General features: G+C 59.1%; 12 protein-coding genes and 1 tRNA gene. 6 read left to right on the top strand and 7 right to left on the bottom strand.

Annotated elements, in window-relative coordinates; all coding sequences use genetic code 11:
- The first annotated feature begins 98 nt into the window (after positions 1–98).
- Entirely contained in the window at positions 99–725 is a 627-nt protein-coding gene (locus tag HMPREF3138_RS04225; protein WP_038875941.1) for a LysE family translocator, read from the top strand.
- Between the two features lie 53 nt (positions 726–778).
- Here the strand turns inward: HMPREF3138_RS04225 and HMPREF3138_RS04220 are convergent, their stop codons facing one another.
- The gene (locus tag HMPREF3138_RS04220) at positions 779–2,026 is read right to left on the bottom strand and encodes an MFS transporter (protein ID WP_038875940.1); all 1,248 of its coding nucleotides are present in this window, start codon (positions 2,024–2,026) and stop codon (positions 779–781) included.
- A gap of 217 nt (positions 2,027–2,243) precedes the next feature.
- Between HMPREF3138_RS04220 and HMPREF3138_RS04215 the strand changes: the two genes are divergently transcribed.
- Positions 2,244–3,236, top strand: coding sequence for an acyltransferase (locus tag HMPREF3138_RS04215; RefSeq protein WP_038875938.1), 993 nt, complete (start codon positions 2,244–2,246; stop codon positions 3,234–3,236).
- Here HMPREF3138_RS04215 and HMPREF3138_RS04210 read toward each other — a convergent pair.
- The 4 genes from HMPREF3138_RS04210 to HMPREF3138_RS04195 form a co-directional block, all read right to left on the bottom strand.
- On the bottom strand, positions 3,231–4,154 hold the full coding sequence (locus tag HMPREF3138_RS04210; RefSeq protein ID WP_038875936.1) for a GlxA family transcriptional regulator: 924 nt from the start codon (positions 4,152–4,154) through the stop codon (positions 3,231–3,233). The two genes, HMPREF3138_RS04215 and HMPREF3138_RS04210, sit on opposite strands and share 6 nt — an antisense overlap.
- Before the next feature lie 2 nt (positions 4,155–4,156).
- A complete protein-coding gene (locus tag HMPREF3138_RS04205; protein WP_038875934.1) occupies positions 4,157–4,708 on the bottom strand; it encodes an isochorismatase family protein in 552 nt (183 codons plus the stop codon).
- 100 nt (positions 4,709–4,808) lie between these two features.
- Positions 4,809–6,197, bottom strand: a complete 1,389-nt coding sequence (locus tag HMPREF3138_RS04200; RefSeq protein WP_038875932.1) for an amidohydrolase family protein — start codon at positions 6,195–6,197, stop codon at positions 4,809–4,811.
- Between the two features lie 127 nt (positions 6,198–6,324).
- On the bottom strand, positions 6,325–7,179 hold the full coding sequence (locus HMPREF3138_RS04195; protein WP_038875930.1) for a LysR family transcriptional regulator: 855 nt from the start codon (positions 7,177–7,179) through the stop codon (positions 6,325–6,327).
- A gap of 126 nt (positions 7,180–7,305) precedes the next feature.
- Here HMPREF3138_RS04195 and HMPREF3138_RS04190 point away from each other — a divergent pair, with 126 nt between their 5' ends.
- From HMPREF3138_RS04190 to HMPREF3138_RS04180, 4 genes are all read left to right on the top strand, one after another.
- On the top strand, positions 7,306–8,505 hold the full coding sequence (locus tag HMPREF3138_RS04190; RefSeq protein WP_071605344.1) for a cyanate transporter: 1,200 nt from the start codon (positions 7,306–7,308) through the stop codon (positions 8,503–8,505).
- Positions 8,506–8,580: 75 nt separating this feature from the next.
- Positions 8,581–9,924, top strand: coding sequence for an esterase-like activity of phytase family protein (locus tag HMPREF3138_RS04185; RefSeq protein ID WP_038875928.1), 1,344 nt, complete (start codon positions 8,581–8,583; stop codon positions 9,922–9,924).
- Positions 9,925–10,022: 98 nt separating this feature from the next.
- A tRNA-Sec gene (locus tag HMPREF3138_RS26630) sits at positions 10,023–10,117 on the top strand.
- Between the two features lie 162 nt (positions 10,118–10,279).
- On the top strand, positions 10,280–11,485 hold the full coding sequence (locus HMPREF3138_RS04180; protein WP_023336541.1) for a tyrosine-type recombinase/integrase: 1,206 nt from the start codon (positions 10,280–10,282) through the stop codon (positions 11,483–11,485).
- Positions 11,486–11,522: 37 nt separating this feature from the next.
- Here the strand turns inward: HMPREF3138_RS04180 and HMPREF3138_RS04175 are convergent, their stop codons facing one another.
- Positions 11,523–12,611 (bottom strand): helix-turn-helix domain-containing protein, encoded by a 1,089-nt coding sequence (locus tag HMPREF3138_RS04175; protein ID WP_023336540.1) that lies wholly within the window; start codon positions 12,609–12,611, stop codon positions 11,523–11,525.
- The gene (locus tag HMPREF3138_RS04170; protein ID WP_023336539.1) at positions 12,595–13,224 is read right to left on the bottom strand and encodes a hypothetical protein; all 630 of its coding nucleotides are present in this window, start codon (positions 13,222–13,224) and stop codon (positions 12,595–12,597) included. Before HMPREF3138_RS04170 ends, HMPREF3138_RS04175 begins: the two co-directional genes overlap by 17 nt.
- Positions 13,225–13,426: the final 202 nt, after the last annotated feature.

The raw sequence follows: 13,426 nt of genomic DNA, 5'->3' as shown, positions 1-13,426 counted from the left end.
TGATTCACAGTAAACGACAGGATTACTCCTTTTTCAAGGCGGGGGCGACGGCATGATAATGGCGCGACGCCAACTGACTGAATGTGAGTGAAATAAAGATGAACCTGTCGTTACTGGCGGCGTATTTCGCCGCCATTTTGTTGCTGATCGCCACGCCGGGGCCGGTGGTGGCGATGGTGGCCAACACCGCAGCGCGCTTTGGCGCCCGGCGTGCGCTGTTGACCGCGCTGGGCAGCAACGGGGCCTCCTTGTTGCTGATCGGCATCGCCGCGCTGATTATCACCGGGCTGTTCGCCGTGGATATGCGCATGCTGCAGTGGGTAGGCCTGCTGGGTTGCCTGTTTATCGGCCGTATGGCGATCGTCTCGCTGTATGAGGATTTATCCGCGCGAACCCCCGATGCGCAGCCCGTTGCGCCGCTGCAAAAACGCTCGGCGATCCTGAACGGTTTTCTGGTGGGCATCGCCAACCCCAAAGACATTGTCTTCTTCGTCGCCTTTTTCCCGCAGTTCATCGCCGTCACCCCCTCGATCGGCGCCAGCCTGACGCTGCTGACCGCGCTGTGGGTGCTGGCGGACTTCGCCATCTTGCTGGTCTATATCACCCTGCTGTCGGGAATGGCGCTGCAGCACGCGCGGCGGGCGATCTCTGTCCTGTCGGCGTCGCTGCTGTTGGGGGGGGCGGTAGTGGGAGCGGGGTATGCGCTGTGGGGGCTGCTCGGCTGAAGCCGCATAAAAAACGCCGGTCGGGAAACCGGACCGGCGTTTTATCGTGGCATTTAAGCCGCGCCGGTCGGCTGCGGCGTGGGGTCGCCGTTGCGGCGTTTGCCGAGGAACAGCGCCACCAGCGTCAGCCAGCACAGGCCGCTGATGAGGTTGAACAGGTTGAACAGCCCGCTGCCGCCCCAGACGTAGGCGACCTTGGCCAGCTCGATGCCGACGGTGAACACCATCATGCTCAGCATGCCCATGGTGGCTGACACCGTGCCCTTGCTGACGTTGCTGGAGAACAGCGTCAGGCGATACAGCCCGGCGTTGGCGAGGCCAATGCCGAAGGCGTACAGGCTCAGGCCGGCGGTCATCCACAGGTAGGCGTGGCTGGAGAACTGGGTTGCCAGCGCGGCGATCAGCAACCCCAGCAGCATCGGGCCTGCGCCCAGCTTGATCAGGCGCTCCACGCTGTTTTTGCCGGTCAGGCGCGCCAGCGTCAGGTTGCCGAGGATCAGCGCGCCGAACACCGGGATTTGCAGCAGGCCGTAGTCCAGCGTCGACAGCGACTCTCCGCTGATCAGGATCACCGGCGACTGGGCGATCCAGGCCAGCAGCGGCAGGCTGGCGAAACCGATCGCCAGCGCGCCGCACAGGAAGCGGCGGTTGCCCAGCACCTGGCGGTAGTCGCGCCACAGGTTGGCGGCGGAGAACGCCTCGCCCTGCAGCGTGGCGGTTTCCGGCATCGCTTTCCACAGGCCGTAGAAGGCGATGGCCGCCAGCGCGGCGAACAGCACGAACATGCTCTGCCACGGCGCGACGTGGATCAGCGCCGCGCCGGCCAGCGGCCCGAGCAGCGGGGCGATCAGCGCCACGTTGGCCATCAGTGCGGTGATCTTGATGCACACCGATTCTTCAAACGACTCCTGAATGGTGGCGTAGCCGACGGCGCCGATAAAGCACAGGCCGATGCCCTGCAGGAAACGCATGGCGATGAACTGTTCGATGGTGGTGACCAGCAGGATCGCCAGGCAGGCGACGATAAAGAACGCTACCCCGGCCAGCATCACCGGGCGACGGCCGCGGCGATCCGACAGCGGCCCGAGCAGCCACTGCAGGAAGATGCCGCCGGCCAGATAGGCGGTCATCGAGGTGGGCACCCACTCTTCGCCGGCGTTGAAATCCGCCACGACGGCCAGCATGCCCGGCTGAATCATATCGTTGCCGATATAGGTGGCGAACTCGAACAGCACCAGACAAAGAGGGAATAAAAGCGCCTGTCGGCCCAAACGTGCCGCAGGTGGTAATGTCGTTTTCATATTATTGTACTGATAGTAAAAGAGAAAAAGGAACTGCCAGGGCGGGAAGCGCAAACTGAGCGAGTTGTGGCGGCTATTTTGCCGCCAATTGTTCACCTTCGCAATAATAAGGTGCTGTTTAAGTGCATTCTGATATTTCGCTTTTGGGTTGTCGCCGAACGCCGTGCCCGATAACCTCTTCTTAACCTATCAATATGACACAAGATCGGGCGAGCGTTTGAGCGAGAAAATCGGCTGGATAGACAACCTGCGGGCGATGGCGTGCATGATGGTGGTGATGATCCACGCCACCACCTATTACGTCACCAACGGCGCGGCGATAGGGCTGCACAATTGGGATATCGCCAACGTGCTGAACTCGCTGTCGCGCGTGTCGGTGCCGCTGTTTTTCATGATTTCCGGCTACCTGTTTTTCGGCGACAAGAGCGCCGGCCGGCGGCATTTCACCCGTATCGCCTGCTGCATTCTGTTCTACAGCGCCATCGCGCTGATCTATATCGCGGCCTTTACCAAGATCGGCTTCTGGCCGTCGCTGCGCGCCATCCTGCAAAAGCCGGTGTTCTATCATCTGTGGTTTTTCTATGCCATTGCGGTGATTTATCTGCTGTCGCCGCTGATCAGCGTCAAGCCGGTGTCGCGCCGTTACCTGGCCGCCGCGCTGGTGGTGTTGGCGGCGATCGCCAACCCGAATACCGACAAGCTGGCCTTCGGCAACGTGCACCTGCTGCCGGTTAACCTGTATATCTACGGCGACACCTTCTACTACCTGCTGTATGCGCTGGCCGGGCGGGCGATTGGCATGATGGAGGCGCGCGGGCGCGCCGTGGGCTGGCTGGCGGCGCTGGGATTTGCGCTGTGCGTGGCGCTGATCGCGCGCGGCACCAAGCACCAGCTGTTCATCAACGGCAACTTCGCCGATACTTACTACATCTACAGCGGCCCGCTGGTGTTTATGGCGGCGGTGGCGCTGCTGGTGTGGGTGAAACACTGTTTGCCGCAGCCGATCGGCTGGTTGAGCGCGTTCTCCCGCCACTCGCTGGCGATCTACGGTTTTCACGCCCTGATCGTCAACGTGATGCGCAGCCGGCACCTGGATTTCACCGGCCACCCGCTGCTGGATATCTTCTGGGTATTCGGCGTGGCGCTGGGGCTCAGCCTGCTGCTGTCTGTCGGCCTGCAGCGGCTGGATACCCGCCGGCTGGTGTCATAGCGGCGAACGCTGGCGCTGCTGGGCGCGGCGCAGCTGTCGCCCGGAAGAAAAGCCGGCCGCCAGCGCGGCCTTCTCCAACCCATATCCTTGCTGCAGGCGCTGTTGCGCCACCGCCAACCGCAGCTGCTCATGATATTCCCGCACGCTGATGCCGACGTGGCTGCGAAACAGCCGCGCCAGGTGGCGGCTGCTGACGTGCGCTTTTTCCGCCACCTGCGGCACCGACCAGTCGGCCTCCGGCTCGGCGGCCATCACGTCCTGCGCGCGGTGCACCGCCGGGTGCAGGTGGTTGCGGTAGCGCAGCCAGGGCGACAGCTGCGGATCGTCCCCGGCGCGGCGGAAATAGACCACCATATCGCGGGCGACGTCGCGCGCCCGGCCGGCGCCGCAGTGGCGATGGACCAGGTGCAGCGCCAAATCGATGCCGGTGGTGATGCCCGCGCTGGTGTAGACGCCGCGATCTTCGACGAAGATACGGTTCTCTTTCACCTGCGCCGCCGGCGCCTGCCGGCGGATACGCTCGATAACGTCGTGGTGGGTGGTGCACTGATAGCCGTCGAGCAGCCCGGCCTGCGCCGCCAGCAGCGCGCCGGAGCAGATGCACACCAGGGTGATGCGCTGCTGCTGCAGATCGGGCCGCAGCGTCGCCAGCCAGCGACGTGCCTGCTCGGCCTCTTCCCCGGCGAAATAGCGCTGCGAATCGCCGACGCCCGGCAGCACCAGGATGGCGCCGTCTTCCAGGCGTTCGGGCAACGGCTGCAGGCCGCTCAGCGTCATGCCGATGGAGCAGACGATCTGTGGCACCGGGCTGAGATAACGCAGGCTGAACTGCCCCGCGAGGCGCAGGGTTTCCGCCGGGCCGCTGACGTCCAGCGACAGCACATTGGGCAACAGCAGAAAATAGACGGCCTGCGACATGGTTACTCCTGTGCGAGTTGCGCCAGCGTCTCATCCACGCTGGCGATGCGGGCGAAACGATCGACCAGTACGGTTTCAGTATGCCGCTTCAGCTGCGCGGGGGTAAAGACTTCACCGTCGGGATGGCGCATCGGGAAGGTCAGCGTCGCCTCGGTGACGAAAGTCACCCGATAACCGAGATCGGACGCCACCCGGGTGGTGGTTTCGCAGCACTGCTCGGTACGGATGCCGGAGACGATCAGGTGGTTGATATCCCGCTCGCGCAGCCAGGCGTCGAGGCCGGATTCGGTCAGCGCATTGTGCACATGCTTATGCACGGTGATATCCGCCTGGTGGGTGAGGAACGGCAGGCGCTGCACGTGGCCTGATGCCAGCGAGAACGGCCCCTGCGGCGAAACGTGCAGCACATCGACCAGCGCCGCGCCGCGTTGTTGGCAGCCCGCGATCAGGCGGGTCAGCGCCTGCTGAAACGCCGGCAGATCGTCCTCCTGCCAGAATGGACGGTGCTGGAATGATTGCTGGACATCGATGATCAATAACGCGCTCTGTGACATTTTCGGCCCTCCGCCAGTGTGTGTAGCGACTATCTTGCGCCGCGCCTTACTCTGGCAGAAGGCCAAAAACGGCCATCATGATGACAACAGCGGACCGACCTTAGGCTTTGCTCACCTGGCCGGCCACCAGACGCCCCTGATGGAAGGTGGCGCTGCGCGCCGGCAGGCGGGCGACCGCCTCGGCGGAACAGCTGGCGTTGACCAGCACGAACTCGGCGGCGTCGCCGGCTTTCGGCCAGGCGCGCTGGCCCTTATCGTCCAGCGGCAGCACGCCGCCGGTGGAGATGGCCATGGCGCGCGACAGGTGATACTCGTCGGCGCCGCGGTACAGCTGGGCATACAGGTTAGCCTTCTCCAGAATGTCGCCGGTGCCGAACGGCGACCAGTGGTCGATCACGCTGTCGGTGCCGGTCATCACGAACACCCCTTTCTCGCTGAGCTGCGGCAGCGGCATCATCAGGCCGCCGATCGGCACCGTAGAGGCGATGGTGATCTGCTGCGCCGCCAGCCGGGTGGCGGTTTCCGCCAGTTCGCCCGGCGTCAGCGTGGTCAGGGCGAAAGCGTGGCTGATGGTGACCTTGCCGCGCAGCGCCGGGTTTTGCTCCACGGTGGCGATCATGTAGTTAATGGCGGCGACCCCGGCCGGGCTGGTCTCATGCAGGTGGATATCCACGCCTTTGCCGGTATCGAGGGCGATCTGGAACATGGCGTCCAGCGATTTCTCCATCGCGCCGTCGACGTTGGTCGGATCGAGCCCGCCGACGTACTGCACGCCCATCTGCATCGCTTCGCGCATCAGCGCATCGACCCTGGAGTGCAGCAGGCCGTGCTGCGGGAAGGCGACGATTTCACAGCTGAAATCCGCCCGGTGGTTTTCCAGCGCGCGCTGCAGGTGCTCCAGGCTTTTCAGGCCGCTGACCGGATCGATATTGCAGTGGCTGCGCGCCACAGTGCTGCCTTTGGACTGCAGCAGGGCGATCAGGTTTTCCGCCCGCTGCTGCGAGGTGGGCAGCAGTTTCGGGATCAGCGTCTGCTCCAGCGCGATCATGTCCATGATGGTCTTGCCCTGGCGCGGGCGCGGCGCCTGCCATGGGCCGCTGTAGAAGGTTTTGTCCAGGTGGATGTGCATGTCGCGGAACGCCGGCAGCAGCAGCTGGCCCTGCGCCTGATAGCGGGGCACGCCGGCGGGCAGGGAGGCGTTGGCGGCGTGAATGGCGGCGATCTTGCCGTCTTTGATCTCCAGTGTGTACAGCGCGGTGCGGGTGCCGATCACCGTTTCGCCGTCGTTTTCAAAGCCGTCTTCCAGCCGCACCTCACTCAGGCAGTAGTGGCGATCGGTCAGGGTCATCGGTGCCGGTGCGCACTGCCCGTCGCCCGGTGACGCGGCCTGCGCCATGCCGCCCGTCAGGCCGATCACCGCGCAGGCGGTGGTGAGTTTGCCGGTTTGGCTGAGGAAGGCTCTGCGGCCCGGTTGTTGAGGGTTTTCCACGTTCGGTTCCTTAATCCAGAGGTGAGGGGTGAAACATCCCCCAATTTAGGAGAGGAACCGACCGGTTGGCAGCGACATTTGCCACTGGTGACTATTCGATTTGGTAATGATCGGCGTCTGCCTGCGTTTATTTCAACCCGCAAAACGCCGCCAGCCGCTGGGCCAGCGCCAGCGTGGCGGCGGGGGCGCCGTCGCGGTAGTAGAGCGCCAGTTCGAAGCTGTCTATCGGCGGTAATCCTTCGGCCTCGCCCAGCAACCGGTGCGTGGGCAGACGGCAGCCGGCCGGCAGCAGGGTGACGCCCAGCCCGGCGGCGGAAGCGGCGGTCAGCGCCGCCAGGTTGGCGCTGCTGTAGCCGATGCGCCAGCGTTTGCCGAGGTTGTCCAGCGCCTGGCACAGCTCGTCGCGGTACAGGCCGCTGAGCGGAAATACCGCCAGCGGCACCGGCGATTGCTCGATGGCCGGGAAGGCCAGGCTGTCCAGCCATAGCAGCGGTTCCGGCCGCGCGGCGCGCGGCGGTTGCCGGCGGCGCTGCTTCACCAGGATCAGATCCAGCTCTTCGCGCGCGTAGGCGCTGTGCAGATCGGCGCTCAGGCCGCTGGCGACGTCCAGCCGCAGGTGCGGGTGTTCGCGGCTGAAGTCGGCCAGCAGCTCGGTGGTGGGTACGGCGAAATCCTCCGGCATGCCGATCCGCAGCACGCCGTCGCGCCAGATGCCGGTCAGCGCGTCGTGGGCTTCTTCATTCAGCGCGATGATGCGGCGTGCGTAGCTCAACAGCTTCACGCCTTCTTCGGTCAGCAGCACCTGATGCGAGGAGCGCTCAAACAGCGGCTTGCCCAGCATCTCTTCCAGCCGGCGCACCTGCTGGCTAACGGTGGACTGCGACAAAAACACCCGCTCTGCGGCGCGGGTGAAGCTGTTGCTGTCGCATACGGCGACGAAGCTGAGCAGCAGCTGCGGATTGAACATCGGGTAGCGATTCATTTTCCCACTGTTGGCTATTTTATTATTTAATTTCCCAATACTAGCGGCGTTGCCTACAGTAACGCAACGCTGCGGCGATCGCGCTGTGACACCGCACTCTTCATTTTGCAGTACCAGGAATATACCGTGTTAAATCATTCTGTTAATTCATCCTCTTCGCGCCGCTGGTTCAATCCCCTGCTGCTGGCGCTGGTGTTGATCGGCCTGAACATGCGGCCGCTGTTGACCTCGATCGGTCCATTGCTGCCGACGCTGCGCCAGGCCACCGGGCTGAGCTTTGGCGGCGCGGCGCTGCTGACCACGCTGCCGGTGCTGATGATGGGCCTGATGGCGTTGGCGGGTGGCGCCATCAACCGGCTGTTCAGCGAACGCAGCGCCGTGGCGTTAAGTTTATTGGCGATCGGGCTGGGCGCGCTTTGGCGCGAACTGGCCCCCGGCAGCGTGCAGCTGCTGATGAGCGCGGTGCTGGGCGGGCTCGGCATCGGGGTGATCCAGGCGGTCATGCCCGGCATCATCAAGCATCATTTCCTCAAAAGCATGGCGCTGGTGGCCGGGCTGTGGTCGGCGGCGCTGATGGGCGGCGGCGGGCTGGGCGCGGCGATCACCCCGTGGTTGATGAGCGCGGGGCACGACTGGCACAGCGCGCTGGCCTGGTGGGCATTGCCGGCGCTGGTGGCGCTGCTGGCCTGGTGGCCGGTCAGCCGCGGGTTGTCTCGCCTGAGCGCGGCGGGTGAAAACCGCGGGCCAAGCCTGCTGCGCAACCGGCGCGCCTGGCTGCTCGGCGCCTATTTCGGCCTGATCAACGGCGGCTATACCAGCCTGATTGCGTGGCTGCCGCCGTATTACATGCAGCTTGGCTGGCAGCCGCAGGCCAGCGGTTCGCTGCTGGCGCTGATGACCTTCGGCCAGGTCATGGGCGCGCTGCTGTTGCCGGCGCTGGCGCGCAATCATGACCGGCGGCCGCTGCTGCTGCTGGCGCTGATGATGCAACTGATCGGCTTTATCGGCCTGATTTACCTGCCGCAGACGCTGCCGTGGCTGTGGGTGCTGCTTTCCGGGCTGGGGCTGGGCGGCGCATTCCCGCTGTGCCTGGTGCTGGCGCTCGATCACCTGCACCAGCCGGCGGCGGCCGGGCGACTGGTGGCCTTTATGCAGGGCGTCGGCTTCCTGTTGGCGGGGGTGACGCCCTACCTTTCCGGCCTGCTGCGCGACTACAGCGGCGGCTTCGTGCTGGACTGGCAGATCCACGCGCTGCTGGTGGTGGTGCTGATCGCCATCACCTGGCGCTTCCATCCGCACAGCTACCGGCGGGCGTTCGCCGAATAATATTTCTGTCATTGCCGCTCCCTATAGTGACGTTGCTTTTACTTCTGGGCGATAACAACGAAAAGGGACAATGACATGCACAACACCAAAACCCGGCTGGCGCTGCTGGTCGGCTGCATGGCGCTGAGCGCCAACCTGTGGGCCGAGGCGCAGCCGGTGCAGGCGACGCTGGCCGGGCATGCGCTGCTGCCGGTGAAATCCGCCGTTTCCACACCGAAAGACGCGCCGAGCGATCTGCAGCAGAGCGGTAAGTACACCAGCGGCAAACGCGTCACCGAACTGGGCAGCGTGGCGGGCAAATCCGCCGATCGCCTGACCGGCCTCGGCTTGCCGATCGACGGCCAGCCGCTGCAGGGCCACTCCGGCATCAAACACATGCCCGACGGCACCTACTGGGTGCTGACCGACAACGGCTTCGGCAGCAAGGCCAACTCGCCGGACGCCATGCTGTATCTCAATCATTACAAGATCGATTTCAAAGACGGCACGGTCGCGCCGCTGAAGACGATTTTCCTGCACGATCCGGATAAAAAGGTGCCGTTCCACATCATCAACGAGAGCACCGAGCAGCGTTATCTAACCGGCAGCGATTTCGATCCGGAAAGCTTCCAGTTTGCCGACGATGCCTTATGGATCGGTGAAGAATTTGGGCCTTACCTGATCAAGGCCGACCTGAACGGCAAAGTGCTGGCGGTGTTCGACACCCTGGTGGACGGCAAAGTAGTGAAATCGCCGGACAACCCGACGCTGACCCTGCCGGGGGCGCCGGACGGCAAGCAGAACTTCCAGGTGGCGCGCTCCAAAGGCTTTGAAGGCATGGCCGCCTCGCCGGACGGCAGCAAGCTGTACCCGCTGCTGGAAGGGGCGCTGTGGGACGGCGAGCAGTTCGAGAACGTCGGCGGCAAACGCTACCTGCGGGTGCTGGAGTTCGACGTGAAACAGCAGGCCTGGACCGGCCGCAGCTGGCAGTACGTGCTAGAAGACAACCAGAACGCCATCGGCGACTTCAACATGATCGACGCCACCCACGGGCTGGTGATCGAGCGCGACAACGGCGAAGGCACGCCGGATAAAGCCTGCGCCGCCGGTGCGCCGACCGACAACTGCTTCAGCCAGGTAGCCAAGTTCAAACGGGTGTATAAAATCGCCTTCTCGGACGCCAACGTCGGCAAACCGGTCGAGAAACTGGGCTATATCGACCTGATGAACATTCAGGATCCGAACAAGCTGGCGCGCAAGCCGCTGAACGACGGCGTGCTGACCTTCCCGTTCTTCACCATCGAGAACGTGGACGTGGTGGACGCTAACCACATCATCGTCGGCAACGACAACAACTTCCCGTTCTCCTCCAGCCGCCAGCCCAATATGGCGGATGACAACGAGTTCATCCTGCTGGACGTGAAGGATTTCCTGAAGTAGCGCTCCCCGGCCGCCGAATCGCCGGCGGCCGCCATTTCCCGCTTAGCGCAGCGAACAAACTGCGCTATAATCAGCGCCTTGCTTCTTCTCTTCTCCAAGGAAGATCCTCGTCCCCGGTGGGGCGGCCGGACTTCAAATCCGGTTGGGGCCGCCAGCGGTCCTGGGCAGGTTCGACTCCTGTGATCTTCCGCCAATTAGCCTCTACTGAACTCCACTGTCTCAAGTAAATCCCCTATAATACCCGCAATTACTGCTGATTATGTTCTCCCGAGGTCAACTGTCTCTACCGGAATCAAGTGCGTTCTGGGGGCATAATGGGGGGCATGATTTATAGCCCCATTTTGAGATGCCCCCAATGAAGCTAACAGTCAGACAAATCGACACAGCCAAGCCCAAAGAGAAGCCGTACAAGCTATCTGATGGTGGAGGCCTCTACCTTGAAGTAACCACCAACGGCTCACGCTACTGGCGTTTAAAGTATCGTTATGCGGGTAAAGAAAAGCGCCTTGCTTTCGGCGTTTATCCTGAGGTTTCTCTCGCTCAAGCCCGTGAAAAGCGTGATGCTGCGAAAAAGCTGCTGTCTGCTGGAAGCGATCCCGGTGAAGTAAAGAAAGCAGAGAAAATTGCCCAAAAGCTTAACTATGAAAATACCTTCGAAGCTATTGCCCGTGAATGGCATCAGCTGAGAGCGGATCGTTGGTCATTACGTTATCGCGATGAAATTATTGATACCTTTGAAAAGGATATTTTTCCCTACATCGGTAAGCGTCCCATAGCTGAAATTAAGCCCATGGAATTGCTGGAAACCCTTCGTCGTATGGAAAAGCGTGGTGCATTAGAAAAGATGCGCAAAGTCAGACAGCGCTGCGGTGAAGTATTCCGTCATGCAATCGTGACCGGACGCGCTGAATACAACCCTGCACCCGATCTCGCTACAGCCCTCGCTACACCAAAGAAAACGCATTTTCCTTTCCTGACTGCTGAAGAACTCCCCCACTTTCTTAGAGATCTTGCAGGCTATACCGGGAGTGTTATTACCAAGACTGCAACTCAAATCATCATGCTTACAGGAGTTCGAACTCAGGAATTACGTTTTGCTCGTTGGGAGGATATTAATTTTGAAAAGCGGCTCTGGGAGATCCCTGCTGAAGTGATGAAGATGAAACGACCACACATTGTTCCGATGTCGGATCAGGTTGTCGAGCTCTTTGAGTCACTTAAGCCTATTACCGGGCTATACCCCCTAGTATTCGTCGGACGGAATGATCGAACGAAGCCCATCTCAAAGGAAAGTGTCAATCAAGTGATTGAGTTGTTGGGATATAAAGGAAGGCTGACGGGGCACGGTTTCCGCCACACCATGAGTACCATCCTGCATGAAGAAGGTTTTAACTCGGCGTGGATTGAAACGCAGCTTGCGCATGTGGATAAGAATGCGATACGTGGGACTTACAACCATGCTCAGTATTTGGAGGGACGTAGGGAGATGATGCAGTGGTATGCCGACAACATTAGCTCTCTGGCAGAAGTTTCATTTTTACATATTAAAACAGCGGGTTAGACCATAAGGCTGAGCGTTATTGCTCAGCCCTAAATGATTAATTTACCAACCGTAGATGTTGGTTTTGAGCTCCCAAAGCATACAGACGCATAACCTCGGGAAGGAATAAATTGAAGATAGATGCAAGTTCGCTTTGGTCATACCCTAGCTCGTCTTTCGTATGATCAATTATTGCGTTCAGTAATGTTGGTGTTTCCCCGTTTACATCGAGTTTGACAGGCTCATCTATTTTGTAACGTTTAATGGACATTTGCCGCCAAATCCAATCGCTTTGACCTGCCGTAATCGCTTTTAGCGTTTTTGCTCTATAGAACAACGCAGCCATTGAAGTCCGCCAAAATGGTTTAAGGGCAGCGGCTTTTTCGATACTGATATTTCGTAAATCGTTATAAATATCAGAGGCGGGCATAAGCAATTCTGCAGCAAAAGCGTTGGCTTCATCCTCCATCGTTGGAGTGGGAGCCCGATGCATCACTAAATGACCCAGCTCATGGGCTAGAGTAAATCTGTACCTATCAACTGGCTGATTTTTATTTATAAAGATTAATGGTGGCAATCCCGCCACTTTGTAACTTAGCCCTGAAAGTCCAGTATCTTCCATATCGCAATCAATGATAATGATGCCTGCTCTTTCCAGTACCTCAACAAGGTTTTTTATCGGCCCACGTGGGATATGCCACGCAGTACGGACATTACGAGCAATTTGTTCGATATTTTCTTCGTAGTCTTCAGGATCGTAGTAAGGGAGCTCATATTCGGGCTCGAACTCAACGAACTGCAACAGCTTTCTGAGATGAGCAATACGTACATTCACTTCAGCAACAAGTTTATCCAGCACTTTCATGCTGACAGATGCTTTTTTACGGTACATCGGGTTTGCACTGATTGGTCCACCATAAAGCCTTTCTGACATCATGAAAAACTCGACGGGACAGTTAAGCGCTTCCGCAATACTGCGGATTTGGTCTTCAGTTGCAGATTTAAGCCCTTGTTCAATTTTGGACAACGTACCTTGAGACAGGGCTACACGATGAGCCAAATCCTTTTGGCTCATACCCAACATTTTCCGACGCAACTCAATCATCTCTGGGCGTACGGTGGCTGCTGACTTAATCTCCACGACCATTTTCTACCTTCGGTTCTGTCTTTCTAACCCGTTTCGGTTTCACAACACTTTTCGCAGGTGAAACACTTTTTGTAACAGGCTGAGGTTGGGGTATGTTCACTTCAAGCTCGTGTACAGGCAAGTCGTACAGATTTTCATCTGTTATATCAATTGCCCATGCAACAAATTTCCCGTTGCGCTGAGTAAGGACGATTTTATCAATTCCTACACAGTCGTCACTAAGTATGTAAAGTAACTCTAATCGAATCAGACCACCAAACATGTCAACTTCAGGGTTGTGGAAATCCAATGCTCTTTGCGTCGGATAGTTAGAAGAGCGAAGGCTCTTGTCCCCTTTTTTGATTCTCACAAAATAGCGATCTTGAATCAAAAATCCCACTTGATGAGGCATCTTTACGTACTTAATACCTTCAATTTCTGCAGCTTCAATCTGATCCTTCAAAAAAAATAAGGCATCGTTTCGGAGCACTGCCGAGCGCACTCGTTTGTCGACCAGGCGACGGGCAATATCGTTTTGAATCCAGTTTTTCCAAGCATTATCGAAAACAGAAGTTAAGGTGTTGTAGTAAGGACGGCATACTAAATGGGCTTCTTCTTTATTGATTAAAGACATAGAGGATCTCTAAAAATTTGTTGTGAAATGTCACCATGAAGGATAGAACGCAACCACATTTTTTACAACAAATTATTCCAACTTATATTCCAAACAACGACAAGTTATTGTTATTTAATAAAATTTATATTAATACCTAGTATGTGAAAATTTTTATTGCTGGTTTTTTAAACAGGGCTGCCACAGGTACAAGCAGAGATGC

The sequence above is a fragment of the Serratia sp. HMSC15F11 genome (assembly GCF_001808215.1).
GTDB lineage: Bacteria > Pseudomonadota > Gammaproteobacteria > Enterobacterales > Enterobacteriaceae > Serratia > Serratia nevei.
This window is presented reverse-complemented; position numbering and strand designations above follow the sequence as displayed.